The 25,300-nt window shown below is 71.9% G+C and carries 24 protein-coding genes; 5 read left to right on the forward strand and 19 right to left on the reverse strand.

Annotated features, from left to right (window positions below):
- Positions 1 to 54 precede the first annotated feature (54 nt).
- Positions 55 to 2,085 carry a SpoIIE family protein phosphatase gene (locus ABTX78_RS22120; protein ID WP_352208497.1) on the reverse strand — a complete coding sequence of 677 codons (2,031 nt, stop codon included), beginning with the start codon at positions 2,083 to 2,085 and terminating at the stop codon, positions 55 to 57.
- 353 nt (positions 2,086 to 2,438) lie between these two features.
- On the opposite strand from ABTX78_RS22120, the gene ABTX78_RS22125 reads away from it, so the two are divergent.
- On the forward strand, positions 2,439 to 2,795 hold the full coding sequence (locus tag ABTX78_RS22125) for a DUF779 domain-containing protein (protein WP_352208498.1): 357 nt from the start codon (positions 2,439 to 2,441) through the stop codon (positions 2,793 to 2,795).
- A gap of 22 nt (positions 2,796 to 2,817) precedes the next feature.
- On the opposite strand, the gene ABTX78_RS22130 is transcribed toward ABTX78_RS22125, so the two are convergent.
- From ABTX78_RS22130 to ABTX78_RS22180, 11 genes are all read right to left on the reverse strand, one after another.
- Positions 2,818 to 3,012: a hypothetical protein gene (locus tag ABTX78_RS22130; protein ID WP_313942687.1), complete on the reverse strand. Its 195-nt coding sequence runs from the start codon at positions 3,010 to 3,012 to the stop codon at positions 2,818 to 2,820.
- 119 nt (positions 3,013 to 3,131) lie between these two features.
- A complete protein-coding gene (locus ABTX78_RS22135; protein WP_352208499.1) occupies positions 3,132 to 3,995 on the reverse strand; it encodes a phosphatidylinositol-specific phospholipase C/glycerophosphodiester phosphodiesterase family protein in 864 nt (287 codons plus the stop codon).
- A gap of 138 nt (positions 3,996 to 4,133) precedes the next feature.
- Entirely contained in the window at positions 4,134 to 4,793 is a 660-nt protein-coding gene (locus ABTX78_RS22140) for an ABC transporter ATP-binding protein (protein ID WP_352208500.1), read from the reverse strand.
- Positions 4,786 to 5,703: an ABC transporter ATP-binding protein gene (locus ABTX78_RS22145; protein ID WP_352208579.1), complete on the reverse strand. Its 918-nt coding sequence runs from the start codon at positions 5,701 to 5,703 to the stop codon at positions 4,786 to 4,788. The genes ABTX78_RS22140 and ABTX78_RS22145 overlap by 8 nt, the downstream gene beginning before the upstream one ends.
- A gap of 38 nt (positions 5,704 to 5,741) precedes the next feature.
- Positions 5,742 to 6,608 (reverse strand): ABC transporter permease, encoded by an 867-nt coding sequence (locus ABTX78_RS22150; protein ID WP_352208501.1) that lies wholly within the window; start codon positions 6,606 to 6,608, stop codon positions 5,742 to 5,744.
- Positions 6,601 to 7,566, reverse strand: coding sequence for an ABC transporter permease (locus ABTX78_RS22155; protein WP_352208580.1), 966 nt, complete (start codon positions 7,564 to 7,566; stop codon positions 6,601 to 6,603). Before ABTX78_RS22155 ends, ABTX78_RS22150 begins: the two co-directional genes overlap by 8 nt.
- Before the next feature lie 23 nt (positions 7,567 to 7,589).
- Positions 7,590 to 9,188 carry an ABC transporter substrate-binding protein gene (locus tag ABTX78_RS22160; protein ID WP_352208502.1) on the reverse strand — a complete coding sequence of 533 codons (1,599 nt, stop codon included), beginning with the start codon at positions 9,186 to 9,188 and terminating at the stop codon, positions 7,590 to 7,592.
- A gap of 107 nt (positions 9,189 to 9,295) precedes the next feature.
- Complete coding sequence (locus ABTX78_RS22165; RefSeq protein WP_352208503.1) at positions 9,296 to 10,402, reverse strand: acyl-CoA dehydrogenase family protein; 1,107 nt, start codon at positions 10,400 to 10,402, stop codon at positions 9,296 to 9,298.
- Complete coding sequence (locus tag ABTX78_RS22170) at positions 10,399 to 11,580, reverse strand: acyl-CoA dehydrogenase family protein (protein WP_352208504.1); 1,182 nt, start codon at positions 11,578 to 11,580, stop codon at positions 10,399 to 10,401. The genes ABTX78_RS22165 and ABTX78_RS22170 overlap by 4 nt, the downstream gene beginning before the upstream one ends.
- Positions 11,577 to 12,545 (reverse strand): NADPH:quinone oxidoreductase family protein, encoded by a 969-nt coding sequence (locus tag ABTX78_RS22175; RefSeq protein ID WP_352208505.1) that lies wholly within the window; start codon positions 12,543 to 12,545, stop codon positions 11,577 to 11,579. Before ABTX78_RS22175 ends, ABTX78_RS22170 begins: the two co-directional genes overlap by 4 nt.
- A gap of 183 nt (positions 12,546 to 12,728) precedes the next feature.
- The gene (locus ABTX78_RS22180) at positions 12,729 to 13,313 is read right to left on the reverse strand and encodes a helix-turn-helix domain-containing protein (protein ID WP_352208506.1); all 585 of its coding nucleotides are present in this window, start codon (positions 13,311 to 13,313) and stop codon (positions 12,729 to 12,731) included.
- Positions 13,314 to 13,444: 131 nt separating this feature from the next.
- Here ABTX78_RS22180 and ABTX78_RS22185 point away from each other — a divergent pair, with 131 nt between their 5' ends.
- Positions 13,445 to 14,326, forward strand: a complete 882-nt coding sequence (locus tag ABTX78_RS22185) for an SDR family oxidoreductase (protein ID WP_352208507.1) — start codon at positions 13,445 to 13,447, stop codon at positions 14,324 to 14,326.
- A gap of 61 nt (positions 14,327 to 14,387) precedes the next feature.
- Here the strand turns inward: ABTX78_RS22185 and ABTX78_RS22190 are convergent, their stop codons facing one another.
- The 4 genes from ABTX78_RS22190 to ABTX78_RS22205 all read right to left on the reverse strand — a co-directional run bounded on the left by ABTX78_RS22190 (position 14,388) and on the right by ABTX78_RS22205 (position 19,037).
- The gene (locus ABTX78_RS22190; RefSeq protein ID WP_352208508.1) at positions 14,388 to 15,221 is read right to left on the reverse strand and encodes an enoyl-CoA hydratase/isomerase family protein; all 834 of its coding nucleotides are present in this window, start codon (positions 15,219 to 15,221) and stop codon (positions 14,388 to 14,390) included.
- Positions 15,222 to 15,272: 51 nt separating this feature from the next.
- Entirely contained in the window at positions 15,273 to 16,019 is a 747-nt protein-coding gene (locus ABTX78_RS22195; RefSeq protein ID WP_352208509.1) for a PIG-L deacetylase family protein, read from the reverse strand.
- 165 nt (positions 16,020 to 16,184) lie between these two features.
- Positions 16,185 to 17,483, reverse strand: coding sequence for an alpha/beta fold hydrolase (locus ABTX78_RS22200; protein ID WP_352208510.1), 1,299 nt, complete (start codon positions 17,481 to 17,483; stop codon positions 16,185 to 16,187).
- Between the two features lie 75 nt (positions 17,484 to 17,558).
- Positions 17,559 to 19,037 carry a cellulase family glycosylhydrolase gene (locus ABTX78_RS22205; protein WP_502993925.1) on the reverse strand — a complete coding sequence of 493 codons (1,479 nt, stop codon included), beginning with the start codon at positions 19,035 to 19,037 and terminating at the stop codon, positions 17,559 to 17,561.
- A 185-nt stretch (positions 19,038 to 19,222) separates the two neighbouring features.
- On the opposite strand from ABTX78_RS22205, the gene ABTX78_RS22210 reads away from it, so the two are divergent.
- The 3 genes from ABTX78_RS22210 (at position 19,223) to ABTX78_RS22220 (ending at position 22,845) form a co-directional block, all read left to right on the forward strand.
- Positions 19,223 to 20,386, forward strand: coding sequence for an ABC transporter ATP-binding protein (locus ABTX78_RS22210; protein ID WP_352208512.1), 1,164 nt, complete (start codon positions 19,223 to 19,225; stop codon positions 20,384 to 20,386).
- Between the two features lie 202 nt (positions 20,387 to 20,588).
- The gene (locus tag ABTX78_RS22215; RefSeq protein WP_352208513.1) at positions 20,589 to 22,067 is read left to right on the forward strand and encodes a hypothetical protein; all 1,479 of its coding nucleotides are present in this window, start codon (positions 20,589 to 20,591) and stop codon (positions 22,065 to 22,067) included.
- Between the two features lie 220 nt (positions 22,068 to 22,287).
- Positions 22,288 to 22,845: a hypothetical protein gene (locus tag ABTX78_RS22220; RefSeq protein WP_352208514.1), complete on the forward strand. Its 558-nt coding sequence runs from the start codon at positions 22,288 to 22,290 to the stop codon at positions 22,843 to 22,845.
- A gap of 36 nt (positions 22,846 to 22,881) precedes the next feature.
- On the opposite strand, the gene ABTX78_RS22225 is transcribed toward ABTX78_RS22220, so the two are convergent.
- From ABTX78_RS22225 to ABTX78_RS22235, 3 genes are read right to left on the reverse strand one after another with little or no spacing between them, the layout of a single operon-like run.
- Entirely contained in the window at positions 22,882 to 23,835 is a 954-nt protein-coding gene (locus ABTX78_RS22225; protein WP_352208515.1) for an ABC transporter substrate-binding protein, read from the reverse strand.
- Positions 23,832 to 24,506 carry an ABC transporter permease gene (locus tag ABTX78_RS22230; RefSeq protein ID WP_352208516.1) on the reverse strand — a complete coding sequence of 225 codons (675 nt, stop codon included), beginning with the start codon at positions 24,504 to 24,506 and terminating at the stop codon, positions 23,832 to 23,834. The genes ABTX78_RS22225 and ABTX78_RS22230 overlap by 4 nt, the downstream gene beginning before the upstream one ends.
- Positions 24,503 to 25,183 (reverse strand): ABC transporter permease, encoded by a 681-nt coding sequence (locus tag ABTX78_RS22235; protein ID WP_352208517.1) that lies wholly within the window; start codon positions 25,181 to 25,183, stop codon positions 24,503 to 24,505. Before ABTX78_RS22235 ends, ABTX78_RS22230 begins: the two co-directional genes overlap by 4 nt.
- Positions 25,184 to 25,300: the final 117 nt, after the last annotated feature.

Consider the following 25,300-nt stretch of genomic DNA (forward strand, 5'->3'; position numbering starts at 1 on the left):
GCTGCGCCGAGGCCGTCCCCGTGGTGGCTCGGTCAGGGACCCGTGGTGGCTCCGTCAGGAATGCGTGCGGGCGCGGGCGATGAGGAGGGCGACGTCGTCGTGGTCCCCCGGCTGCCGCAGCGTCTGCAGCAGCACCTCGCAGGTCGCGTCCAGGGATCGTTCGGGCGCGCCGAGGAGCGACAGGAGGAGATCGAGCCGGACGTCGATGGCCTCGTCCCGGGTCTCCACCAGACCGTCGGTGTAGAGGACGAGCTCGTCGCCCGGCCGCAGGTCGAACGTGGTGGTGCGGTAGGGGAAGCCGCCGACGCCGAGCGGTACGCCGGTGGGAAGGTCGAGCAGTTCGGGCGACCGGCCGGGGCGGGCCAGCACCGGCGGCAGATGTCCGGCGGTGGAGATGAGGCACTGGGCCTGGTGAGGGTCGTAGACCGCGTACACGCAGGTGGTGATGGTCTGGCCCATCCGGTCGGTGATGCGGTCGAGATGGCGCAGCACCTCGTCGGGTGCGAGGTCGAGTTCGGCCAGGGTACGGGTGGCGGTGCGGAGCTGGCCCATGGTGACGGCGGCGTTGATTCCGCTGCCCATCACATCGCCGACGACGAGCGCGGTCTTCTCCCCGCTCAGCGGGATGACGTCGAACCAGTCGCCGCCCACCTCGCTGGCGGCCTGCGCGGGCTCGTAGCGGTTGGCGATCTCCAGGCCGGGCTGGTCCGACGGCTGCTGCGGGAGCAGGCTGCGCTGGAGGGTGAGCGCCGTGTTCCGCACCTGCCGGTGCCAGCGTGCGTTGTCGATGCAGACCGCGGCCCGCGCGGCCAGCTCGCCCGCGAGGAGTTCATCGTCGTCGTTGAACGGTTCCGGGTTGCGGGTGCGCTTGAGGTCGAGGGCGCCGAGGACCTCGCCGCGGGCGATCAGGGGCACGGCCATGTAGGAGTGCACACCCGCGGCGGCCAGCAGTTCGGCTGCTTCGGGACTGCGGGCGATCCGCCGCAGGTCGTCCTCGTCCACGTGGGACACCCGGACCGGGCGGCCGGTGTTCACACAGTGGGTGACCAGCCGGTCGACGTCGTAGCGGGCGACCTCGCCCGGCTGGTCGGCGGCGCGTATGGCGTCGGTGGAGAAGGCGGCGGCCACGGCGAGAGCGCGGAAGGTCGCGGGGCCGCTGTGCACCACGACGCCCGAGCGGCCGTTCAGAGCGCTGTCGAGTACGTCCACCGCCGCCACGTCGGCCAGATCGGGCACCGAGACCTCGGCGAGCTCCCGCGCGGTCCGGTCGAGGTCGAGCGTGGTGCCGATCCGCATGGAGGCATCGGCCACCAGAGTGAGGCGCCGGCGGGCGGCGGCCACCTCACTCGTGGCGCGATGACGCTCGGTGACGTCCACGACGGACACGGCGAGGCCGAGCACACGCCCGTTCGAGGACTCCAGCCGGTAGAAGGAGACGGACCAGGCGTGCTGGTGGTCGGGGTCAGCGGGGGTGTGTCCCACGGACTCGCGGTCGAGGATGGGGACACCCGTGGCGAGTACCTGGTGCATGTCGCTCTCTATGGCCACGGTGTCCAGGAACGGCAGGGCGTCACCGACGTGCCGTCCCACATGCTCGTGGGCGGCGAGACCGTTGATGCGCTCCAGGGCCGGATTCACGGTGATGTACCGCAGCTCCGAGTCGACGACGGCGAGGCCGATCGGGGACTGGGCGATGAGCCGGGTCGACAGCGCGAGGTCCCGCTCCACCTGCCGCAACGTGGACTGCTCGGTGGCCAGCCCCAGCGCGTAGAGGTGCTTGCGGTCGTCCTCCAGCCGCATGTTGCGGAATTCCACGAGCAGGGACGTGCCGTCCTTGTGACGTACGGGGAAGACCCCCGCCCAGTTCCCCTCGCCACCCATGACCTCGGCAAACAGCCGTTGCACCAGTTCGTGGTGCTGCTCGTGGACCATGACCCGGGCGGCGGGCCGGCCCAGGGCCTCCTCGGCGCTGTAGCCGAAAAGCTTCTCGGCCTGCGGGCTCCACAGCGCGATCCTGCCCTCGGCGTCCAGCATGATGGCGGCGACGTTCAGGACATCCATCAGGCCGCCGGACTCGGACGCCATGCTCCCGGGGCGCACAGCCCCCTCCGCCGGGCCAGGGGAAGGCTCCGCAGCGCGCATCCCACGACCTCCGTCCGCCTGTCGTCACCTCTTGAGGCGCTCTGTACCCACTCCGGGCCTCGGCATCAGTGTGCCCCTCCAGGGGCCCTCCCATCGTCCCTCCGGCCAGGCGGAGGCCGCATCCGGCAGGCGCTCCCCCGCCGGGCGGGAGAGGATCACCAACGATGCAGGCGCGGACCATCCTGCACCAGTGATGTGGCCGGATTCCACAGGTATGACAACCCCGGATGCCGTCCGAGGGATCAGCCGGGCGCTCTGCAACGGGATTGCAACCTCCCCCGTGCTTCGCTCGGCGCATGACCGAGACCCCGCGCGTGGAGCTGACCCCGCCCGCCGCCGATCTGCTGCGGCGGCTGCGCGCCGTACACGGACCGCTGATGTTTCACCAGTCGGGCGGCTGCTGCGACGGCAGCGCCCCCATGTGCTACCCGCGAGGCGAGTTCCGTACGGGGTCCTCCGACATCCTTCTCGCGGACCTTCGGGTGGAGGGCGTCGACGAGGACATCTCGTTCTGGATCTCCAGGAGCCAGTACGAACGGTGGAGCCACACACGGCTCGTCGTCGATGTCGTCGAGGGCCGCGGCAGCGGATTCTCGCTGGAGGCCCCGGAGGGGGTGCGGTTCCTTATCCGGTCACATCTCGTCGGCGCCTGACCGGCCGGGCACGCCGGGCCGGTCAGGGCCGCAGACTGCTGACGACCTCGGCGGTGGCGGCGACGCCTTCGCTGATGGTCGGCGCCATGCTCGTGCCCGCGAGGAAGAAGCCGAGCAGGCAGCACACGATCGCGTGCGAGAGCTTGAGTCCGCCGTTGCGCAGAAAGATCACCGCGAGGACCACCAGAAGCAGTACGACCGAAATCGACACAGCCATCGTCAACCTCCTCCGCCGCGCCGGATCCGCGGCATTCGGCCGTCAGTCTGGCGCAGCGGAGGGCCCGTACGGCCGACTGGCGTGTCCGCCGTACGGGTGCAGTCTGCGGGAGTGTCCGGCTATCGGCCGCGCCTGCGCAGAAAGGTTTCGAGACCCGCCAGATCGTCCGAGTTCAGGTGGTCGACGCCGGCGGCGAGCAGCTCGGACCAGACGGCGTCGCGGGCGGGGCCGGGCACATCGGGTGTGGCCCAGAAGCGGACCCGCCGGCCGCGGTCGTGGGCCGCGGAGACGAGCGTGTGCAGCGTGGCGCGTTCGGCCGCGGGGAACGGGCCCACACCCTGCCAGGTGAAGCTCGACGTCCAGTTGCCGGAGATCAGCGGGATGAAGGAGGCGGGCACTGCGGTGGCGAGGTCGTCGAGCCGGCCGTCGTAGAACGCGTACCGCTGCCGCTGGGCCTCCATCGGCACGCGCGCCGCGCGGTCGCCGGAGACGACCGGGGTGACGGCGCCGGGGCGGACCCGGCCGTGCGCGTAGCCCGTCAGCATCCGGCTGTAGCGGCGCAGCTGGCGGTCGAGTTCGAGGTAGCAGGCGACGCCGTCGGTCTTGATGTCGACGAGCAGCTGCACCGGCTTGTCGTCACCGCGGTACACCGAGCCGTGGTTGGCCCGCACGCGCGCCAGCAGCGGGTCGAGGTAGAGCGAGCGCAGGGTGCGGGTGGGGTCGAGCTCCTCCGGGGTGTGCGCGACGAGCAGCTCGCCGTTCACCAGGAAGATGTCGGCCTCCAGGCTGGTGAATCCGTGCGACAGGGCGTCGTGGAGCGGCCGTTCGTGCAGATAGTCGTTGTGGGCGTGCGCCTGCCGCAGCGGCCGCGGGCGGTGCTGCCCGCCCCGGTTCTCGGCCGCCTGCGCGGCGGTGGGTACGGCGACGGCGCCGGCCAGCGCGGCGGCGAGGGTCGTGACGGCTCTGCGACGGGTGGTCAGCACAGTGGTGCCTCCGGGCTCGTGGGGTCGGGAGGGACACTCGAGTATCAGCCCGGCCCGCCGCTGATAGGCAGTGCTGCACCAAGAGTTCGGCCACCCGTCACCTGGTGCTGGTGCCGGGGCGCACCCGCCTGGCGTGGCTCAGCGGGTCCAGGCCTCGGACCAGTGCACTGTCCGGTCGCACCAGTGCTCCAGCAGAGTCCGGTCGTGACCGACGGCGAGCAGGCCGGCGCTCTGCTCACGGCGGTAGTCCTCGACGACCGCGACCAGCGCGGCCGTTGTCGAGGCGTCGAGCATGGCGGTCATCTCGTCGCAGATCAGCCAGCGCGGTTCGAGCACCAACGCACGGGCGAGGCAGGCGCGTTGCAGCTGCCCGTCGCTGACCTCGTGCGGACGGCGGCCCAGCAGTTCCCCGGTGAGTCCCACCCGGTCGGCCAGTTCCCCGGTCCGCCGGGCGGCCTCCTCACGTCTGCCGGTCGCCCGCAGCGGTTCGGCGATCAGATCGCGCAGCGGCAGCCGGGGGTCGGCGGAGAGCCTCGGCTGCTGGAAGACCACGCCGATCGCGGTGCGCTGGGCCCGCGGGGCGGTGTGCCGCCAGCCGCGGGCGGGCTCGCCGTCGATGACGACGCGGCCGCCGTAGGGCCGGTGGAGCAGTGCGGCCACGCGGGCGAGGGTGGACTTGCCGCAGCCGCTGGGGCCGAGGAGGCCGACCGCCTCACCGGGCGCGAGGGTGAGTGAGGCGTCGCGTACGACGGGGCGGCCGCGGTCGTACCCGGCGGTGATCTCCTGCAGTTCAAACACGGGCGGGCTCCCGGTCGTCGGGGGCGTTCACGGGGTGGTGGCACGCGACTCCCGCGCCGAGGAGGGGCTGCGTCCCGCAGCGTTCGCTCACGCGCTCGCAGCGCGCGGCGAAAGCGCACCCGGGCGGCAGGTCGCCCAGCTCCGGCGGCAGCCCGTGGATCGGGACGAAGTCCCGTTCGGGGAGCGCCGCGAGCAGTCCTCGGGCGTACGGGTGGCGGGGGCCGGTGCTGCCGAAGAAGGCGTCGGCGCGCGCGAGTTCGACGATCCGCCCGGCGTACATCACGGCGACCCGGTCGGCGATCCGTTCCGCCGCCGCCAGATCGTGGGTGATCATCAGCAGGGCCCGGCCCTCGTCGGTGTGGCGGCGGAGTTCGTCGGCCGTGCGGTTCACCAGATCGCGGTCGAGCCCGGTGGTCGGCTCGTCGGCGAGGAGCAGGGGCGCGTCGCCGACGAGCGCGAGCGCGGTCGCGGCCCGCTGGGCGAGGCCGCCGGACAGCTCGTGCGGGTAGCGGTCGAGGTGGCCGGCCGGAAAGGCGGCCCGTTCGGCCGCGACGACGGCGCTCTCGCGCAGCTCGCCGCGCGGTGTGCTGGTGAGCGCGCGCACGGTCTCCGACATCTGCGCTCCGACGGTACGAACCGGGGTGAGATGGGCGGCCGGGCTCTGCGGTACGAGGCCTATCCTGCGCCCGCGCACCGTGCGGGCGAGGGTCCGCTCGTCGGCGCCGAGGAGTTCGATTCCGTCGACGGTCGCGGTGCCGGCGGTCTGGGCGTTGCCCGGCAGCAGGCCGAGCAGCGCGGAGGCGAGCACGGACTTGCCGCAGCCGCTCTCGCCGACGAGGGCCAGGCACTCCCCCGCGGCGAGGTCGAAGGTCGCTCCGGTGACGGCGGCGATGTGCCGGCCGCCGCGCATCCGGAAGCGTACGGACAGGTCCCGTACGGACAGCACGGTCACAGCATCAGCTCCGATCGCCGGCGCGGGTTGATCCGCTCCCGCCAGGCGCCCGCGAGGCCCGCCACGGCGAGCGTCGGGACGATCAGGAACAGCCCGGGGAAGAGGGTGGGCCACCAGTCGCCGGCGAGGAGGGAACCGCGGGCGGACTGGACGAGGTTGCCGAGGCTGGCTTGGTGGGCGGGCAGTCCGAGCCCGAGGAAGGAGAGCGCGGATTCGTGCCACATGGCGTGCGGGACCATCAGGACGGCCGCGAGGCCGGCCTGGGGCAGCACTCCCGGCAGCAGATGCCGCGCGGTGACGCGCCAACGCGAGGCACCCCCGGAGATCGCCGCGTCGATGTACGGACGGGAGCGCAGGGACAGCACTTCCGAGCGGACGATGCGGGCGGTGGACAGCCAGTGGGTGAGCGCAACGGACACGATCACCGGCCAGACCCCGGGGCGGAACATCGCCACGATGAAGATGCCGAGGAGCAGATGGGGCACGGAGGCGAACGTGTCCACGATCCGCATCACCAGCCGGTCGGTCCAGCCGCCGAAGGCCGCGGCGGCGGCACCCACCAGGGTGCCGATCACGGTGGCGACCAGCGCCGCGACGACGCCCACGAGCAGTGAGATCCGCAGTCCGTAGACGCAGCGCAGCAACAGGTCGCGGCCCACGTCGTCGGTACCGAAGGGGTGGGCGGGCGACGGCGGTCGCAGCTTCATCGACAGATCGACCGCCTGCTCGTCGAGCTGCGCGATCGGCGGCACGACCAGGACCGCGAGGACGACCGCGGTCACGACAATCGCGGAGACGGAGACCCGGACGGTGCGGGTGGAGCGCCGGGTGCGCCCGCGACTGCGCCACACTGCCTCAGCCATCGAAGCCCACTCTCGGGTCGGCGAGGCCGTACAGCACGTCGGACAGGAGGTTGCCGGCGAGCACGGCGGCGGTGGCGAGGACCGTGAGCGCGGCCAGCAGCGGGAAGTCGACCGAGGTCGCGGCCTGGACGGTGGCGGCGGCGATGCCGGGCCAGCTGAAGACCGTCTCCACGAGCAGCGCACCCGTGATGAGTTCGGGCACGCGCGAGCCGATGAGGGTGAGCATCGGCAGCATGCCGGACCGCAGCGCGTGACCGAGCAGGACGGTCGGCTCGCCGAGTCCGCGGGCGCGGGCGCCGCGCACCGGGTCCTCGTCGAGCGCGTCGGCGACCCCTTGCCGTACGTACAGGAAGAACCAGGGCAGTTGGGAGATGCCGAGGACGGCCGCGGGCAGGACCAGGTGCGAGGCGACCTGGCCGAAGGTGACAACGTCGCTGGCGGTGTCGGTGAGTCCGCCGGCCGGGAGGACGCCCAGTTCGAGGGCGAAGAACCAGATGGCGAGCAGTCCGAGCCAGAAGGCGGGGGCCGCTTCGAGGGTGTAGGCGGCCGAGCTGACGCAACGGTCCAGCCAGCCGCCGCGGCGGCGGGCGGCCAGTACACCCAGTGCCGTACCGAGCAGGATGGCGACGGCGAACGCGGTGACGGCCAGGAGCGCCGACCAGCCGATCCGCTCGCCGACGACCTCGGCGACGGGCCTGCGCAGGACGCTGGAGTTCCCCAGGTCGCCCTGGAGCGCGGACATCAGCCAGTTCCACCAGCGGGTGACGAGCGGCTGGTCGACGCCGAGGTTGGCGCGGATCTGGTCCAGGTTCTCCTGGGTGGCGGTCAGTCCGGCGGTGCCGGTGTACGCCTTGACGGGGTCGAAGGGAGATGCGGCGGCGACGGCGAAGACGCCGAAGGTCACGACGAGGAGCACGGGGGCGGCGAACAGTGCCCGCCGCCCCGCCATCCGCGCCATCGCCTCCCAGGGAAGGCGGCGGGTCACTGCTTCGGGGTCCAGTCCTCGACGTTCCACCAGGGGCCGGAGGCGAGCCCGTGGTCGTGCGGCTCGACCTGGGTGGTCAGTCCGTCCCAGCGGTCGGCGACGACGTAGAGGTGGTCGATGTGGGTGAGGAAGGTGTAGCCCGGGTTCTTCACCAGTTCGCGCTGCACAGTGTCGTACGCGGCCTTGCGTACGGTCTTGTCGCCGCTCTTGCGGCCTTCGACCAGGGCGGCGTCGACGGCGGGGTTGTCGTAGCGGGCCATGTTGTTGAAGCCGTCGCCGCCGAACGAGGACGTCAGCAGCAGGTACTGGTCGAAGTCGGGGTCGGCCGGGGCGCCGCCGCCGGCGAGGACCGCGTCGTCCTTCATCCGCGGCTCGATGACCTCCCAGGTGCCGGCCTGTGTGGTGACGGCGATGCCGGCCTTCTTGGCGTCGGAGGCGTAGGCGAGGGCGTGTTCCTGGCGGAGCTTGTCACCGGCGAGGTACCAGAGCGGGAACGCGGCGCGCACGCCGTTCTTCTCGCGGATCCCGTTCTCGCCGGGCTTCCAGCCGGCGTCGTCGAGGATCTTCTTCGCCCGGGCCAGGTCGTGGGGGCGCTCGGTGCCCTTGGTGAACCACTCGCTGCCGGTGGGGACGGGACCGTAGGCGGGCTTGCCGGCGCCCTCGAGGATCTTGTCGACCATGGTCTGCCGGTCGACGGCGACGTCGAGCGCCCGACGGATCGCGATGTCGCCGGCGACCTTGTTGTGGGTCGGCAGCGTGACGGTCCGGTAGTCGTACGTCGTGGCCGCGTACGTCTTCTTCGCCCGGTCGCTCGTGAAACCCTTGGCGAGGTTGGGCGGCAGGATCGCGCCGTCGAGGTCGCCCGCGCGCAGTCGCGTGGCGCGGACGTCGTCGTCCTTGATGATCGCCATGGTGAACTTCTTCACCTTCGGCTCGCCGCCCCAGTAGTGGGGGTTCGCCTTGAAGCTGATCTTCTCGCCCTTGGACCATCCGGCGAGGACGTAGGGCCCGGTGCCGATCGGCTTGGTGGTGAACGGGCCGGTGTTGACGTCCTGCCCGGCCACGACGTGCTCGGGGACGATGGGCAGGACGGTGCGCTCGGCGAAGGGCGCGTAGGGGTACTTCAGCGTGAAGACCACGGTGTCCTCGCCGTTGGCTTCGACGTCCTTGATGGCGTCGAGCTCGGACTTGGAGGCGTTGTTGGTCTTCTTGTCCAGGATGGTGCGGTAGGTGAAGACGACGTCCTTGGCGCCGAACGGCTTGCCGTCGCTGAACTTCACGCCCTGGCGCAGTTTGTAGGTGTACGTCAGCCGGTCCTCGCTGATCCGCGGCAGCGCGGCGGCGAGTGCGGGTTCGAGGTTCATCCCGCGGTCGAGGGCCAGCAGTCCGTCGAAGATCTTCGCGTTGCCGTCCTTGCCGTAACCCAGCAACGGGCTGAGACTCTCGGGCTCGTACGCGATGCCGACGACGGCGGAGTCCTTGTCACCGTTCTTGCCGGCCGTGGCGCTGTCCGGGTTGGAGCAGGCCGCCGCGCCGAAGGTCAGCGCGGCGGCCAGCGTCGCTGCGGCCGGCCTTCGTATCGATCGGGCGGACATGACCCACTCCCCTAATGAAGATCCACTGTTATTGCGAACGATTCGCAATTAAACAGCACGCCGCGAGGAGTGGAGTACGCAGGTCCGCAAGGCGGTGCGGGGGCGGCCTACGGAGTCTCGATGTCGACCAGTTCGGCCAGAGCCTCCTTGTGGCTGCCCGCGGTACCGAGTGCGATCGAGTCCGACTTGGCCCGCTTGAGGTGGAGATGCGCAGGATGTTCCCAGGTCATGCCGATGCCCGCGTGCAGCTGGACGCACTCCTCGGCCGCGTGCACCGCGACCCGGGAGGTGTACGACTGGGCGACGGCGACCGCGAGAGGCGCTTCGGGGCTGCCGGTGGCCAGGGCGTCGGCCGCGTTGCGGACCGCCGCGCGGGCCGAGACGACCTCCAGCCACAGCTGTGCCATGCGGTGCTTGAGCGCCTGGAAGGAGCCGATCGGCCGGTTGAACTGATGGCGCTCCCTGGTGTGCCGCACGGTCTCCTCCAGGCACCACTCGGCGACGCCGAGCTGCTCGGACGCCAACAGCCCGGCCCCGGCGAGCAGTCCGCGGCGGATTGCCGCCTCCGCGGCCTCGGAGCCCGCGAGCCGGGTGGCCGCCGCGGTGCCGGAGACGGTCACAGCCGCGAGAGGCCGCGTCAGATCGAGCGGTGTCTGCGCCTCGACGCCGGCTTCCCCGGCCTCGACCGCGTACAGGCCGTCGGACCGCAGCACCAGGAACACATCGGCGGCGGCGGCGTCGGCGACACCGGAGACCCGGGACGTGCCCGCGGCGAGCGGCCCGTACGGGGAGGCAGACAGCGGGACGGCGAGTACGGCCACCCTACGGCCGGACGCCAGCGCGGCCAGCAGGTCGGCGACCTCCCGCGTCTGGGTGTCGAGCGCGAGCAGTACCTCGGTCGCGATGACCGAACTGGTCAGATACGGCGCGGGAGTCACCTGACGACCGAGCTCTTCGAGGACCACGGCCGCCTCACGGTGACTCGCCCCCTGGCCGCCCAGCTTCTCCGGGACGAGCAGGCCCGCGGCGCCCATGTCGGCGGCGAGCGCCTTCCAGAGCCCCGCGTCGTACGGCGTGCCGGCCTCGGCCCCCGTCAGCAGCGCTGCGGTGTCGGCGCGGTCGGTGAGCAGGGACCGAACGGCCGCCCTCAGGTCGTCCTCGGACTCGGAGTAGAGCAGGTCGGGCTGGGTGCTCCGCGTCGGCGCCTTCGTCATCGGGCGAGGTCCTTCCAGGCGATGTCCTTGTCGTTGCGCGGCTCGGACGGCAGCCCGAGTACGCGCTCGGCGACGATGTTCAGGAGCACCTCGCTGGTGCCGCCCTCGATCGAGTTGCCCTTGGAGCGCAGATAGCGGTAGCCGGCGTCACGGCCGGTGAAGTCGACCAGTTCGGGCCGGCGCATGGTCCAGTCGTCGTACAACAGGCCCTCCTCGCCGCGCAGTTCGACCTCCAGGCCGCTGATCTCCTGGTTGAGCCGGGCGAAGGCGAGTTTCATACCGCTGCCCTCGGGCCCCGGTTGGCCGGCGACGAGCTGCTGGCGCAGCCGCTCGCCGGCGAGGCGGGCGACCTCCGCCTCGACCCACAGGGTCAGCAGACGCTGGTGCAGGTCGTGCGTGCGCAGTTCGGGGCGCTCGCGCCAGGTCCGGGTGACGGGGCCGATCATGCCTCCCTCGCGGGGAATGCGGCTGCCGCCGATGGAGACGCGCTCGTTCATCAGGGTCGTCTGCGCGACCTTCCAGCCCTCGCCCACCTCGCCGAGGCGGTGTGCGTCGGGGATGCGCACATCGGAGAGAAAGACCTCGTTGAACTCCGCCTCGCCGGTGATCTGGCGCAGCGGACGCACCTCGACACCGGGGTCGGTCATGTCGCAGATGAAGTAGGTGATGCCGCGGTGCTTGGGCAGATCGGGGTCGGTGCGGGCGATGAGAATGGCCCAGCGCGCCACATGGGCGCTGGAGGTCCACACCTTCTGTCCGCTCACCACCCAGTCGTCGCCGTCGCGCACGGCCCGGGTGCCGAGCGCCGCCAGGTCGGAGCCCGCGCCCGGCTCGCTGAAGAGCTGGCACCAGACCTCGTCGCCGACCCACAGCGGCCGCAGGAAGCACTCCTTCACCTCCTTCGAGCCGTACGCGAGGATCGTCGGGGCCGCCATGCCGAGGCCGATGCCGATGCGGCGCGGGTCGTTGTCGGGCGCGTCGGCGGCGTTCAGCACGGCGTCCACGACGGCCTGAAGCGAGCGCGGCGCGTCGAGTCCGCCGAGGCCCTTCGGGTAGTGGACCCAGGCGAGGCCGGCGTCGAAACGGGCCTTGAGGAAGGTGGTGCGGTCGGTGGTGGCCGGTGGGTGTGCGGCCAGCAACTCCTCCGCGCGGGTGCGCAGTTCGGCGGCGTCCGTCATCGGGCGGCTCCTTCCGGAATGACCACCAGACGACCGGTGGTGGTGCCGTCGGCCACGCGCTGGACCGCGTCGGCGGCGTCCTTCATCGCGACCCGTCCACTGATCAGCGGCTTGACGGCGCCTTCGGCGGCGAGCCTGGTCAGTTCCTCGTGGCAGGCGAGGATCGCGGCCGGATCCTTCTGGTTGTACAGGCCCCAGTGCAGGCCGACGATCGAGTAGTTCTTCACCAGCGCATGGTTGAGCGCGGGGCTCGGGATGGCGCCGCTCGCGAAGCCGATGACGAGGATGCGGCCCTCGAAGGCGACGCACTTCGCGGACTTGGCGTACGCGTCACCGCCGACCGGGTCGTAGATCACATCGGCGCCCCGGCCACCGGTCGCCTCCTTGACGGTGGCGACGATGTCGTCGGTGCGGCGGTCGACGACCACGTCGCAGCCCAGCTCCCGGGCCACGCGGGCCTTGTCCTCGCCGCCGACGACGCCGATCACCCGGGCACCGGCGGCCTTGCCGAGCTGGACGGCGGCGCTGCCGACGCCGCCTGCGGCAGCGTGCACGAGCAGGGTCTCACCGGCCCGCAGCGCGGCCCGGCGGTGCAGCCCGAACCAGCCCGTCTGGTAGCCGATGTGCAGGGCGGCGGCCTCGGCGTCGTCGAGCGCCTTGGGGGCGGGGAGCACGGCAGCGGCGTCGGCCACCACGTAGTCCGCGAGTCCGCCGTCCGGCAGGGCGGGGTTGGCGATGACCCGGCGGCCGTCCTCGGTCTCGCCGCAGATCTCCACGCCCGGCGTGAAGGGCAGCGGCGGACGCACCTGGTACTGGCCGCGGCACAGCAGCGCGTCGGGGAAGTTGATGTTCGCGGCGCGGACCTTCAGCAGAAGCTGCCCGTCGCCCGGCGTGGGCCGGTCCACCTCTTCGAGCCGCATCACCTCGCTCGGCTCGCCGTTCCGGTGCACTCGCCATGCCTGCATCTCCGGGCCTCCACAAACCGTAGGCAGTACTGCGCTCCGGTCCGCATACTAAGCGGTCGCTTGCCGCTCGGGAAGCCCCCTTCCGGCCGCGCCGTCCCCCGCCCACCGCGTACCTCGTCCTGCTCCGGCCGGGGCGTCAGTCCTCCCTCTGCCGGGAACTCGGTCCTCCTTCCGCCCGGGGCGTCAGCTCTGCTTCGGCCTGGCCCGGACGTGCATGCGCTCGCCCTGCGGCCCGAACAGGCTCAGGAACTCCACGCTCCCCTCGCCGACGGCGCCGAACCAGTGCGGGACCCGGGTGTCGAACTCCGCGGCCTCACCCGCCCCGAGCACCACGTCGTGCTCGCCGAGCACCAGCCGGAGCTTCCCGGACAGGACGTACAGCCACTCGTAGCCCTCGTGCGTCCGGGGGTCGGGCTGCTGGGTGCCCGGCTCCTGCACGACCTTGTACGCCTGGAGCCCGCCCGGCTGGCGGGTGAGCGGCAGCATGGTCCTCCCGTGCCGCACGATCGGCTTCGCCCGCACCCTCGGATCCCCGACGGGCGGGGCACCGACGAGCTCGTCGAGCGGCACCTGGTGTGCGCGGGCGATGGGCAGCAGCAGCTCCAGGCTGGGCTTGCGGCGACCGGACTCCAGACGCGACAGGGTGCTGACGGAGATCCCGGTCACCTCGGAGAGGGCGCCGAGGGTGGCACCACGGTCGCGGCGGATACGGCGGAGGCGGGGACCGACCTCATCGAGGACGGAATCGAGCGCAGGTTCGTCGTTCATGGAACCATTGCAGAAACAGCAAGGCGATGTGTCAAACCCGAAGCCTCCGGCCCCCTGCTCGGGCGTCGTCGAGATCAAAGATCAGCGCACGCCCATGGACGATTCGGCCGCCACCGGATACTCATGCCCTCATGACAGATCGTCTCGGCATTCCCGCACCTCCGCCGCTCGGCGCCGCCGCCCTGCCCGAGGGGACGTTCGAGGGCAGGAGCGTGATCGTCACCGGAGGCGGATCGGGCCTCGGGAAGGCGATCGCGATGGAGTTCGCCCGGCTCGGCGCGGATCTCATGATCGTGGGCCGCAAGGCCGACCGGCTCAAGGCCGCGCAGGACGAACTCACCGGGCTCGGCGGCCGCGTCACCGCCGCCCTGTGCGACATACGCGAACCGGACCGCATAGCGGAGGTCATCGATGCCGCCGAGGCCGCCTTCGGTCTGCCGGGGGTGCTCGTCAACAACGCGGCGGGCAATTTCCCCGTGCCCGCCGAGGAGCTGTCCGCCAACGGCTGGCGCTCCGTCGTGGACATCACCCTCAGCGGGACCTGGTTCATGACGCAGGAGTTCGGCCGCCGGCATCTGGCCGCCGGCACACCGGCGTCCATCATCAACCTCGGCGCGTCGTACGCCTGGACGGGCGGGCCCGGGTTCGTGCACTCCGCGGCGGCCAAGGCGGGCGTGCAGAACATGGTCGAGACCCTGGCCGTCGAGTGGGGGCCGTACGGAATCCAGATCAACGCCCTGGTGCCGGGGCTCGTGCCGCACGACGACATGAGCGCCGATCTGCGGGGCGGCCTCGACCGAGCCGAGGACAAGGACGTCCGGCAGCCGGCGCTGCGGGTGGGGCAGCCGAGGGAGATCGGGTGGGCGGCGACGTTCCTGGCCTCTCCCTACGCCCAGTTGATCACCGGACACACGCTGGTGGTGGACGGCGCCAACTGGCAGCGCAGGGCGCTGGTGAACGAGCCGGTGGTGACCGTTCGCGAGCAGCTGGGCCGGGGTCCGTTCACGGGCTGACCCGCGGCCCGGGGTGCGGACCGCCCCGGCCTCGGGCGCCCGAAACCGGGTCGGCACGCGTTCACCGGCCCTCGAAGTCCGGGGGCCGGCGGGCCGCCTTGGCCGTATAGCCCTCGCGGCAGTCCTCCGAGGTGAGCGTGAGTGACGCGCCGAGCGCCGCACGGTCGAGCGCCTCCGCGAGACCGGCGTCCGCGAACGCGTCGATGTCGCGCTTGACGGCCCGCACCGCGAGCGGCGCGTTCCGGGCGATGTCCGCGGCCAGTTCCTGCGCGGCGGCGACCAATTCGGTGACCGGGGTGACCAGTTGGACCAGACCCAGGCGGGCGGCCGTCGCCGCGTCGATACGCCGGCCGGTCAGCGCCAGGTACTTGGCCCACCCCGCGCCCGCCTCGCGCGCGATCCGCAGATCGCCGCCCGCGTCCACCGCCACCCCCAACCGCGCCTCCGGCAGGGCGAAGACGGCGTCGTCCGCGGCGACGCGGATGTCCGCCATCAAGGCGAGCTCGAAGCCGAAACCGAGGCAGTAGCCCTGCACCGCGGCGACGACCGGCTGCGGCAGTCCGGCGAAGGCCGCGAAGCGCTCGTGCGCCCAGCGGATGCCTTCGTAGTAGCGCTGGGTGCGCTCCGCGGCGGACTCGCCGGTGATCCCGCCGCCGGGGGCGGTGACGTCGATGCCCGCACAGAACGCGCGACCCTCGGCCCGCAGCAGCACCGCCCTGACGCTGTCGTCGAAGCGGATCCGGTCGGCCATCAGGCCCAGTTGGCGGGTGGACTCCCAGCTCCAGCCGTTCAGCGTGCCGGGACGGCAGAGGGTGAGGACGCCCACGCCGTCCGCGATGTCGAGGCGGATGCGCTCCTCGCCCTCGGCGATCTCCCGGTCCAGTGTGTCGATCACCGCCACCCCCTCTGACGCATCATCAGAAACCAGGGCAGCGTACCTCCGCCGTCAGCCGCCGAACAGCTCGAAGGCGACGGCCGGGCGGCCGCCGAACCGCGGGCCGACGGCTTCCGCGCTGCCGACGAGGAAGGTGCGGCAGTACTCCTGCGGATCCTCGTCGGTCAGGACCTGGATGTAGCTGCGGTGCTCCATGAGAGAGCGGACCGAGCGTTCGAGGCCCGCGGTCGCGTCGACCGCGTGCGTCGGCGTGGAGGAACCCGCGACCGCGACCCAGCGGACACCGTTCCACGGCTGGAGGCCCTGCTCGGAGATGAGCTCGGGGAAGATCCAGCGGTTGCCGGCGTCCCCGGCCGCGTCCAGCGTCGCCCGGCCCACCGCACGGTGGTCGGGGGTGTTCCAGGCGACCCCGCCCCAGGTGTCACGGTGGTTGAGGGTGAGGACCAGTTCGGGACGGTGGCGCCGGATCGCCGCCGCGATGTCCCGGCGCAGGGGGACGCCGTACTCGATCACGCCGTCCTGATGGTCCAGGAACTCCACCGTGGACACTCCGACGACGGCCGCGCTCGCCCGCTGCTCCCGCTCACGCAGCGGGGCGCACTCGGCGGGCGCGATGGTGTCGATGCCCGCCTCGCCCCGGGTGGCGAGGAGGTAGGAGACCTCGCGCCCGCCGTCGGTCCAGCCGGCGATCGCCGCGGCGCAGCCGTACTCCAGGTCGTCGGGGTGCGCGACGACGGCCAGTGCTCTGTGCCAGTCGTCGGGCATCGGTTCCAGCTGATCCGTCACGGGAGCGCTCATGGCCGCAGGATACGTCGCTGACCTGGCGTCAGCACGGCCCGGCGAGCTGTCCGGTTGCACCTTCACGGCAGGCCGCGGGGGCTCTCCGGCCCCCTCGGCGACCTGTGCGGGTGGGACCTTCCGGCGGCCGGCGCGGCCCTTCCGCCTCCCCGGCGCCCGTGGGGTTCAGAGCTCCCCGCGGGCCAGGCCGAGCAGCCGGTCCAGGACCCGTGAGCCGCTCGTCCGCACCCCGTCGTGCTCGTACTCGTCCGTGACCCAGGTGCGCAGCCCGCGGACGGTACGCGCGGTCCGCAGCGCGTGCTCGGTGTCCACGTACATGTCGTCGTGGTAGACGGCCGCCGCGACCGGCACCTGGTTGGCGGCCAGTCGCGTGGCGTCGTACAGCGGTTCCCAGTCGCTCCGGGCCGCGAGCGCGTCGGCGCATCCGCGCAGGGGCCTCAGCGCCGGATCCACCTCGAAGTGCCAGGGGTGGACCGACTCCCCGGTGAACAACAGCGGACCGTCGCCCGCGAGGGCCGTGGCCGCGTCGAACTGCGGGAACTCGGCGCGCACCCGCTCGGCTGCCCAGTTCGTGGCCCGCTCGCCCTGGGCGTAGATCGCCTCGTGCAGGACGGCGTAGAGCGGATGCGCGGCGAAGGACAGCGTGGCGAGGACCGCCTCCTGGAAGGCGTCCGAGAGTTCGTGGCGCCGGCCCACGCGGACGAAGGCGCTCTCCAGCAGATAGTGCAGATGGTGGCTGCCGTCCCCGGACCCGAGAAGGATGCCCAGCGACTGGAAGGCCTCGGGCGTGAGCGTATAGCCCCCGGGCAGGTCGGTCGGGTGCTCGGCGAGGTGGGCGGCGATCCGGCGGGCCCGCCGGATGTCCTGCGGGTAGCGGGCATAGTGGGCCTCGACCTTGCGCTGGATGCGGGGGTACGCGGCGCGGTAGACGTCGTCGGCGGTGGCGTCCAGCGAGGGCAGTCCCCCGGTGACGAGTACGGCGCTCAGCCCGTGGGGCGCGGTGGAGAGATAGTGCGTGGCGCAGAATCCGCCGAAGCTCTGGCCGAGCACGGTCCAGGGCGCACCGCCGGTGAGACGGTGTCTGACGACCTCGCAGTCGCGCACGATGCTGTCGGCCCGGAAGCGGGCGAGGTGGTCGGCCTGGGCCTCGGGGCCGCCGCGCTCCGTCAGCGTCTGCCGGTTCCGCGGGCCGGAGCGGCCGGTGCCGCGCTGGTCGAGGAGGAGGACGCGGTACTCCTGCACCGCGCGGCCGAGCCAGGCCTGCCGGCCGATGAAGCGGCGGGCACCGAAGCCGGGTCCGCCCTCCAGATAGACCAGCCACGGCAGGTCGTCACCGCCCCGCGTCCCGGCGACGACCTCGCGGCCGAACAGTTCGAGCTGCTCGCCGCCCGGGTCGCGGTGGTCGAGAGGGACGGCGAAATGCCGGTCGGTGAGGACGACTCCCGGCTGGCGGTATGTGCTCACTGGTGCTCCTGTCCTGTACGCCCCACGCCCGCCCATGGGATCACATGGGCGGGCGCAGGTCGCGGGGAACGGAGGTCAGCCGGTCGGGAAGTTGTCCGCGGACCGGATCCGGTCACGGACCCACACTCCGGCGGGCTTCAGGGACCCGGTGCCGGTCCAGGGGCCGTTGCTGTTGCAGGTGCCGCCCTTGAAGACGGCGCCGGAGCGGCTGTCGTCGGAATAGTTCCAGTTGACCCAGCTGATCTTCTTGCTCGCCATCAGATCGATGTACTGCTGGGAGCGGGTGAAGTTGTCGGCCCCGTCGCCGGAGGCCGTCTGGGTGCCGAACTCCGTGACGAACATGGGCAGTTTGTCGGCCGCGCGCGAGAGCGTGTCGAGGTACTCGCTGTCGTGCGACGCCGCGTAGAAGTGGAAGGTGTACATGATGTTGGACGCGTTGACCGGGCTGTTCACGATCTCGGTCTCGCTCGCGCCCTCGGAGACACCGAGGGAGGACCAGGCGCGGGTGCCGACGAGAACCGGGGTGTCCGGGTCGTTCTGCCGGATGACCGGGATGAGCTGCTCGGCGTAGCTCTTGATCCGCGACCAGCTCACTCCGCTGGGCTCGTTGGCGATCTCGTACAGCAGGTTGTTCTTGTTGCCGTGGCGCTGGGCGATCTCGGTGAAGAACGTCTTGGCACGGGCCAGGTTGTGGTGGGGGTCGCCCGGGGTGAGCATGTGCCAGTCGACGATCGCGTACATGCCGCGCGCGGTGGCCTGTTCGATGATCGAGTGGACCAAGTCGGTGAACCTGCGCGGGTCGGTCTCGTAGCCGCCCTCCTGGATGTACATGGAGATGCGCAGGACGTCGGCGTTCCAGTCGGTCGCCAGGGCGTTCAGCGAGCCGGTGGTCACACACTGGTTGTACCACTGGAGGCCGTGGGTGGACATGCCGCGCAGTTGGATGGGCTTGCCGTACTGGTTGCAGAGCTTGGTGCCGCAGACCTTGAGTTGGCCGTTGATCTCCACGGGGGTCCGACCGACGGGCGGCGGGCCCCCAGCGTCGGTGGCGAGACTGTCCACGTTGGGGCCGCCGTTGGCCGTGGTGGCGGTGGCCCGGACGGTGTTGCTGCCGGCCCTGAGGTCGGCGGTGACGGTGGCGGTGTTCCAGGAGGTCCAGGCTCCGGTGCCGGGGAAGGCCCGGCCGGCGGCCACGACTGCTCCGTTGACGGTGACGGTCATCGGCCGGTCGACCGCGGTGCCGTTGGCGTAGCGGAAGGTCAGTGTGGTGCTGCCCGCCTGTGCCGCGCTGACGGTCCACTCGACGCGACTGCCGGTGCTGTTGTTGTAGTTGACGAAGCCGCTGCCGGTGAAGCCGGCGTGGTTGGACTCCGCGACTCCTTGCGAGATGACGGCGTTCTCGGCCTCGTGGGTGACGGCGGCCGCTGCTTCCGGGGCCTCGGCGGCCGTGGGGGCTGCCGGTGCGGTGGGGGCCGTGGTGAGGCCGAGGAGCAGGGCGGCGGCGAGGGTGCCGACGCCGCCGAGTGAGCGTAACCAGTTCCTTGACGGTCTCATGGGTCTCCGTTGCCTGTTCGTGAGGGGGCCCGGACTAAAAGGAAACTTTCCTAACCGGATGGAATAGCAGCCCGGACTCTCCACTGCAAGGGTCATGACAAGAATGACCGGTGGCCGTGATCGCCCGTGACTCGTACAGTCGCGGCCCGTGTGCGCGTCCGGGGACCCGCTTCTAGCGTGAGGACATGATCCGGTTCGAGCAGGTCAGCAAGGTCTACCCGGACGGCACGACCGCCGTCGACGGCCTGTCCTTCGAGGTCGCCGAGGGTGAGCTGGTCACGCTCGTCGGCCCCTCGGGCTGCGGCAAGACGACCACGATGATGATGGTCAACCGGCTGATCGAGCCGACGTCGGGCCGCATCTTCGTCGACGGCCAGGACATTTCGGGTGTCGACCCCGTCGCACTGCGCCGCCGGATCGGCTATGTCATCCAGCAGGTCGGCCTGTTCCCGCACCGGACCGTTCTCGACAACACCGCGACCGTCCCCGCGCTGGTCGGCTGGAAGAAGGCGAAGGCCCGGGCACGGGCGGCCGAACTGCTCGACCTGGTGGGCCTGGACCCCGCGACGTACGGCTCCCGCTATCCGGCGCAGCTCTCGGGCGGCCAGCGCCAGCGGGTGGGTGTCGCCCGCGCCCTGGCCGCCGACCCGCCGGTGCTGCTGATGGACGAACCGTTCGGCGCGGTGGACCCGGTGGTGCGCGAGCGGCTGCAGAACGAGTTCCTGGGCCTCCAGGCCACGGTCCGCAAGACGGTGCTTCTGGTCACCCACGACATCGAGGAGGCGGTACGGATGGGTGACCGTATCGCCGTGTACGGAGAGGGGCGCATCGAGCAGTTCGACACCCCGGCGGCCGTGCTCGGGACACCGGCGACCCCGTATGTGGCGCATTTCGTCGGCGCGGACCGCGGGCTGAAGAGGCTCTCGGTCACGGTGATCGAGGAACACGACCTGGAGCAGCCGCCGGTCGCGCGTCTCGAAGAGACGGCGAGGTCGGCCGCGGACCGGCTCCGTGAGGAGGACTCCCGCTGGGCGGTGGTGCTCGGCCCGGGCGGCGATCTGCACGGCTGGGTGTCCGCGGACGCCCTCGCGATCGCCGGCGAGCGGGGCACGGTCGGCGAACTGGCCCGGCGGATGGAGGCGTGGGTACCGCTCGGAGCGCCGCTGAAGCAGGCGTTCAGCGAGATGCTCCAGCACGACGCGGGGTGGGTCGCCGTGGTGGACGGCTCACGCTTCGTCGGAGTGCTCACCCCGGCGAAGCTGCACGAGGCGCTGCGCCGTTCCGTGGACGCGGACGCGCAGGGTGTGGGGCGGGACGAGGTGGACTTCGACTCGGTGTCGGACGCGTAGACGGGGCGGGCCGGTCGGGGCGATTTCAGGCCGAAGAGGAGCGACGTGCTCGAACCCGAGAGCACGAAGGGGATGACCGTGCGTGCCGTTGCCCAAACACCGTGTCAGGTAGGGATATTGACGGGCCGTGAGGTACGGGGCGACCTGCCCACGACCTCGTACCCGGCCGGAGGCGCGCATCGCGTCGGTTACGGTGCTGGGTGTGGTGATCACGGGAGGGGACACGGCGGCACCAGGTACCGCGTTGCTGATCGCGGCCGCGCCGGTCGGTAAGGGGCGTCTGATCGACGCGAGTTCGGTGCTGCCCGCGCTGGCCGCCGTACCTCCGAGCGCCCTGACGGGGACGCCCGCCGCGACGGTGGTCGAACTCGCGGACCCGCTCGACCCGCAGACCGTTCTGACCCGGATCCGGGCGGCGGCGGCCGCGGAGGGCCCGGTGTTCCTGTACATCGCCGGTCAGCTCCAACTCGACCGCAAGCAGCGCCTGCCCCATTTGGCGCTCGCGCGGTCCACACCCTCGACCATGCGGTACACCGCGCTGCCCTGGCACTGGCTCGGCGCCGAGCTGATGATCAGGCGGCCCGGAACCACGACGATGATCGTGGATCTGGTCGCGGACGCGGAGACATGGACACGGGTGGCCAGGGAGGGACTCGGCCTGGGCGGCGGCGTGCATCTGTACGGCCGCGTCTCACCGCCGCCGCAGCGCCGGGACGCGGTCGGCCCCGCCTACCTCGCGGCCTGCGCCTCCATCTGGCGCAGCGGCTCCCGGCCGAGCCCCGCGGCCCTGCACGAACAGGCGGCGCTCCAGTCGGGAGGGGAGGGTGCACTGCTTCTGTCCCGGACGGTGGGCACGCCGCCGCACGGAACGACGGCGGATGGCGGGTTTGTGACCTTTCCGAACGGGGCGACGGAAGGGGGTGGGTACGCGACCCTCCCGCCCGCGGCTCTCCCGGTGACTCCTCCGGCCCCGGCGGGCGGCGCGTACGCGCCCGTGGCCGCCGTCCCGTACGCGACTGCGCCCGTCGACGCGGGCGGTGGGCAGCCGGACTCCCGGCCGGCGCGGCTCACCGTCGCGCACGTCGTCGCGGACGAAACACCTGCGCCCCCGCCCCGCTCCCCCGACGCCGCTCCGGCGCCTCTCCTCCCCGCACAGGCCACCGGCAGCAGCCCGCACCCGGCACCCCCGACGGCCCCGGGGCCCGGCGTAGCGTCCGGGAGCGGCCCCGCCGACGGTGACGACCCCCATCCCGCCCTCCTCGCCGCCGCCCACGCCGGGCGGCATCACGAAGCCGCGGCGGCCGCCGCCGCGTGGGAGCAGCAGGCCCTGCGCAGCCATGGACCCGCCTCCCCCGAGGCTCTTCACTGGGTCGAGGTACGCGCCGATCTCGCTCGGCTCGCGGGTGATCCCGCCCTCAGCTGCGAGTTGTGGATGGCCGCCGCCGAGACCCGTCTCACCCGGCAGCAGGCCGCCGACGATCCCGACGTCGAGGGCGCCGTCGACCGTGCGCACCACCAGTGGGAGCAGATCAGGGACGTCGTACGGGCGCGGGCGCTGGCACCGGGGCTCGTCGCCCTGCGGCGGCGCGTCCCGGGCCGACAGCGCGGGGCCCTTAAGGTGCTGCAGCGGCGCCTGGAGACTCTGCACGCCCAGCCCCCGGCCGGCCGCGGCGCCTCCTGACCCTCCCCGGGTGTGTCCGTGGTCACGCGCGGCCGCCCCGCGCGGGTCACGGAAGGCCCCGGAGGGCTCCAGCACCACGGCTGTGACGTACATCCTTTCGGCGCTCCGGCGGACGCCCTTACGCTGGCCGGCCCCGCACGCCCCGGGCACGCGAGTCCTCGCGACCCGACCACGCAGTGGTGACAGCACCACGGCGGGCACAGGGAAAGGACCGTCCACCATGCCCAGTGATCTCTCGCCGGTCATCGCCGCCTCCGCGCGCTGGCTGCTGTCGGCGTTCCCGCCTGCGGCCGGCCCGCTGAACGACGCCCTGGCCGAGGCCCAGGCGCGTCATGCGGTCGCCATCGCCGCCGCCCTGCGCTACCCCACCGCGCTGGACGCCGAACTGCTGGACCTGCTCGGTCCCGGCGGCTCCGGGCGGCTGGACGCCGTCACCGGCGCCGACGCCCATCCCCTGTGGGCGGCGGAGTTCGAGTGGCGCACGCGCGTGGACGAAACCGTCGTCAGCTGGGCGGCCTGTCTGCTGGCCGACGCCGATCTCGCCGCCGTCGCGGCTGCGTGCACGGCCGCCACACATCACGGCGCGGGCGGGATCGACGGCGCGGGCGGTGGCATCGGCGGTGCGCGCCGGCTGACCGTTCCGAGCCCCCGCGATCACCGTGCCGCGCCGCTGTTGCGGCATCCGGACCTTCTCCACCCCATCGCGGACCTCCACCGCGCGGCACTGGTCGAGCTCCTCGCGCCGGCCCCCGCCACTCCGGCGCCAGGCCGTTCGTGACGTTGGTGGGGTACCGCGTGACATCGGGCGGCCCCATCACGTGCCGGACGTGGGCAGCAGCCCCTTGGACTCCAGGTAGTTCCGCGCCACGTCCTGGGGCAACCGCCGCCAGCTGTCCACCTGTTCGTTCATGGACGCCAGATCCGCCGTCGTGAGCACCGGGTTGAGCTTGCCGAGTGCCTTGGTGACGCCGGCACTGCCGGCGCGTGAGCGGTTCACCACCGGCACGATGTAATCCGCGTTCTGCAGGTGCTTGTCGTCCGCCAGCAGGACAAGACCGAAGTCGTCGAGCGTCCCGTCCGTCGTCGTGGTCAGCACCATCTGGTCCTGTCCGCTCTGGACGGCCTGTTTGGCCTGGGTGGTTCCGACGCCCTTGGGATCCACCGCCGTGATGTCGATGCCGTAGGTCTTCCTCAGCCCGGGCTCGCAGTACGGCCGCTGGACGCACTCGTCACCCGCCGCGAGCCGTACGGGCCGGCGCGACCTGCCCAGGTCGCTCAGCGTCTTGAGCCCGTACTTCTCGGCGAACGCCGCGCTCACCGCGAACGCGTTCTGGTCGACGGCCTTCCCGGCGTCGAGCACGGTGAGGCCGCGGGGCGTCGCCAGCCTGCGCACGGCCGTCATCGTCACCGCGAGGTCGGGTGAGCCGACGGTGCCCGCCTTCGGCCCGTTGGCCTTGGCGTTCAGCCAGTCGGCGAAGGTGGCCGCGTACTCCGGCACCACGTCGATCTGCCCGCTCTCCAGCGCGGGTTCGTAGATCTCCCGGTTGGTCACGGACAGGATCTCGGTGCTGTAGCCGGCGTTCTGGAGCAGCAGCGCGTACATCTGGGCCAGAAGATCGCTCTCGGTGAAGCCCGCGGATCCGATCGTCAGGTTCTTGCTGTCGCCGGGCGCATCGGTGACCGCCCCCTGGTTCTCCAGCGATGGGCCGCTCGCACAGGCCGTGAGGACCGCCAGCGAGGCGACCGTGAGAGCGTGGCGGGGCCTCATCCTCCGCTCCCCCGCACCCACCCGGGTGCCAGCCGCTGCCCCAGTTCGAACAGGCCTTCCGCGAGCAGGGCGAACAACGCGACCAGCACCGCCCCGGCGACCACCTGCGGAGTGGAGGCGAGGTTGAAGCCCGCGGTGATGATCCTGCCCAGTCCGCCGCCGCCCGCGAGGGCGGCGATGGTCGCGGTGGCGACCAGTTGCACGGCCGCGATCCGTACGCCGGTCAGGATCAGCGGCAGGGCGAGCGGGATCTCCACGCCGAGGAGCATCTGACGGCCGGTCATCCCCATTCCGCGGGCCGCACGAACGACGTCCTGGTCCACTCCGCGCATGCCGACATAGGCGTTGGTCAGCAGGGGCGGAACGGCGAACAGCACCAGTGCGATGATCGTCGGCCAGGAACCGTAACTGCCGATCGGGCTGAGCAGCAGCAGGACCAGTACGGCGAAGGTGGGCACCGCGCGACCGACGTTGGAGATGTTGACGGCCAGTGCGCCGCCCTTGCCGAGGTGTCCGAGGACGAGGGCGACCGGCAGGGCGATCAGACAGCTCAGACCGAGGCACACGGCGGTCAGGAACAGATGCTCGCCGAGACGGTTCCAGACCCCGTCGGTGCCGGACCAGTTGGCGGCGCTGGTGAGCCAGTCCCAGGCGGCGGAGAGGGTGTTCATGCCTGTCCTCGTCGCGTCCAGGGCGTGGCGAACCGCTGGACGAGGAGGAGCAGCAGATCCGCGGCGACGGCGATGACCACGCAGAGCAGGGAGGCGGTGAGCACCTGGGCCTTGAAGTAGGTGTTCATTCCGGAGTAGATGAGGTTCCCCAGACCGCCGTAGCCGACGATCGCGCCGATGGTGACCAGGGAGACCGCGGAGACCATGGCGATCCGCAGTCCGGCCATGGCGGCGGGCAGCGCGAGCGGCAGTTCGACGGCGAGCAGCAGGCGGATGGGGCCGTAGCCCATTCCGCGCGCCGCCTGCCGGGTCTCCTGCGGCACCGCACGCAGTCCGGCGAGGATGTTGCGGACCAGCAGGGTGAGCGAGTAGAGGACCAGCCCCGCGATGACGAGTGAGGCGGAGAGCCCGTAGGCGGGGAGCAGCAGCGAGAACATCGCCAGCGACGGGATCGTGTAGAGGACGGTCGTCACCCCGAGCACGGGCCCGGCGGCCCAGCGCCAGCGGCGTGCCGCGACGGCGAGAGGGACGGCGAGAAGCAGGGCGATCGCCACCGCGATCAGCGTGAGCTGGAGGTGCTGGAGGACGGCGTCCCAGAGGATCTCACGGCGGGTGGACACATACTCACCGCAGATCCAGTCATTGTGCGCGAGGCAGTCGTCGGGGGTCGCGGTCACCTGTTCATTGCAGCCCGACCGGTGCTGCGACCGCGCGTTCTGCTCGCCTGTCCGGGTGCCGACGGAGCGGGCCCGGCCGACGTGGGACGCCGTGACCAGGTGATCCAGATATGTGAT

This window comes from Streptomyces sp. NPDC096193 (assembly GCF_040302905.1).
Taxonomy (GTDB): domain Bacteria; phylum Actinomycetota; class Actinomycetes; order Streptomycetales; family Streptomycetaceae; genus Streptomyces.

Excerpts from the sequence above, each read along its gene's own strand:
- ABTX78_RS22180 (WP_352208506.1), bottom strand. The coding sequence starts at position 13,313 with ATGAACGACGAACCTGCGCTCGATTCCGTCCTCGATGAGGTCGGTCCC.
- ABTX78_RS22175 (WP_352208505.1), bottom strand. The coding sequence starts at position 12,545 with ATGCAGGCATGGCGAGTGCACCGGAACGGCGAGCCGAGCGAGGTGATG.
- ABTX78_RS22125 (WP_352208498.1), top strand. The coding sequence starts at position 2,439 with ATGACCGAGACCCCGCGCGTGGAGCTGACCCCGCCCGCCGCCGATCTG.
- ABTX78_RS22160 (WP_352208502.1), bottom strand. The coding sequence starts at position 9,188 with ATGTCCGCCCGATCGATACGAAGGCCGGCCGCAGCGACGCTGGCCGCC.
- ABTX78_RS22210 (WP_352208512.1), top strand. The coding sequence starts at position 19,223 with ATGATCCGGTTCGAGCAGGTCAGCAAGGTCTACCCGGACGGCACGACC.
- ABTX78_RS22130 (WP_313942687.1), bottom strand. The coding sequence starts at position 3,012 with ATGGCTGTGTCGATTTCGGTCGTACTGCTTCTGGTGGTCCTCGCGGTG.
- ABTX78_RS22155 (WP_352208580.1), bottom strand. The coding sequence starts at position 7,566 with ATGGCGCGGATGGCGGGGCGGCGGGCACTGTTCGCCGCCCCCGTGCTC.
- ABTX78_RS22185 (WP_352208507.1), top strand. The coding sequence starts at position 13,445 with ATGACAGATCGTCTCGGCATTCCCGCACCTCCGCCGCTCGGCGCCGCC.
- ABTX78_RS22205 (WP_502993925.1), bottom strand. The coding sequence starts at position 19,037 with ATGAGACCGTCAAGGAACTGGTTACGCTCACTCGGCGGCGTCGGCACC.
- ABTX78_RS22195 (WP_352208509.1), bottom strand. The coding sequence starts at position 16,019 with ATGAGCGCTCCCGTGACGGATCAGCTGGAACCGATGCCCGACGACTGG.
- ABTX78_RS22165 (WP_352208503.1), bottom strand. The coding sequence starts at position 10,402 with ATGACGAAGGCGCCGACGCGGAGCACCCAGCCCGACCTGCTCTACTCC.
- ABTX78_RS22230 (WP_352208516.1), bottom strand. The coding sequence starts at position 24,506 with ATGAACACCCTCTCCGCCGCCTGGGACTGGCTCACCAGCGCCGCCAAC.
- ABTX78_RS22220 (WP_352208514.1), top strand. The coding sequence starts at position 22,288 with ATGCCCAGTGATCTCTCGCCGGTCATCGCCGCCTCCGCGCGCTGGCTG.
- ABTX78_RS22225 (WP_352208515.1), bottom strand. The coding sequence starts at position 23,835 with ATGAGGCCCCGCCACGCTCTCACGGTCGCCTCGCTGGCGGTCCTCACG.
- ABTX78_RS22120 (WP_352208497.1), bottom strand. The coding sequence starts at position 2,085 with ATGGCGTCCGAGTCCGGCGGCCTGATGGATGTCCTGAACGTCGCCGCC.
- ABTX78_RS22145 (WP_352208579.1), bottom strand. The coding sequence starts at position 5,703 with ATGCGCGGCGGCCGGCACATCGCCGCCGTCACCGGAGCGACCTTCGAC.
- ABTX78_RS22150 (WP_352208501.1), bottom strand. The coding sequence starts at position 6,608 with ATGGCTGAGGCAGTGTGGCGCAGTCGCGGGCGCACCCGGCGCTCCACC.
- ABTX78_RS22170 (WP_352208504.1), bottom strand. The coding sequence starts at position 11,580 with ATGACGGACGCCGCCGAACTGCGCACCCGCGCGGAGGAGTTGCTGGCC.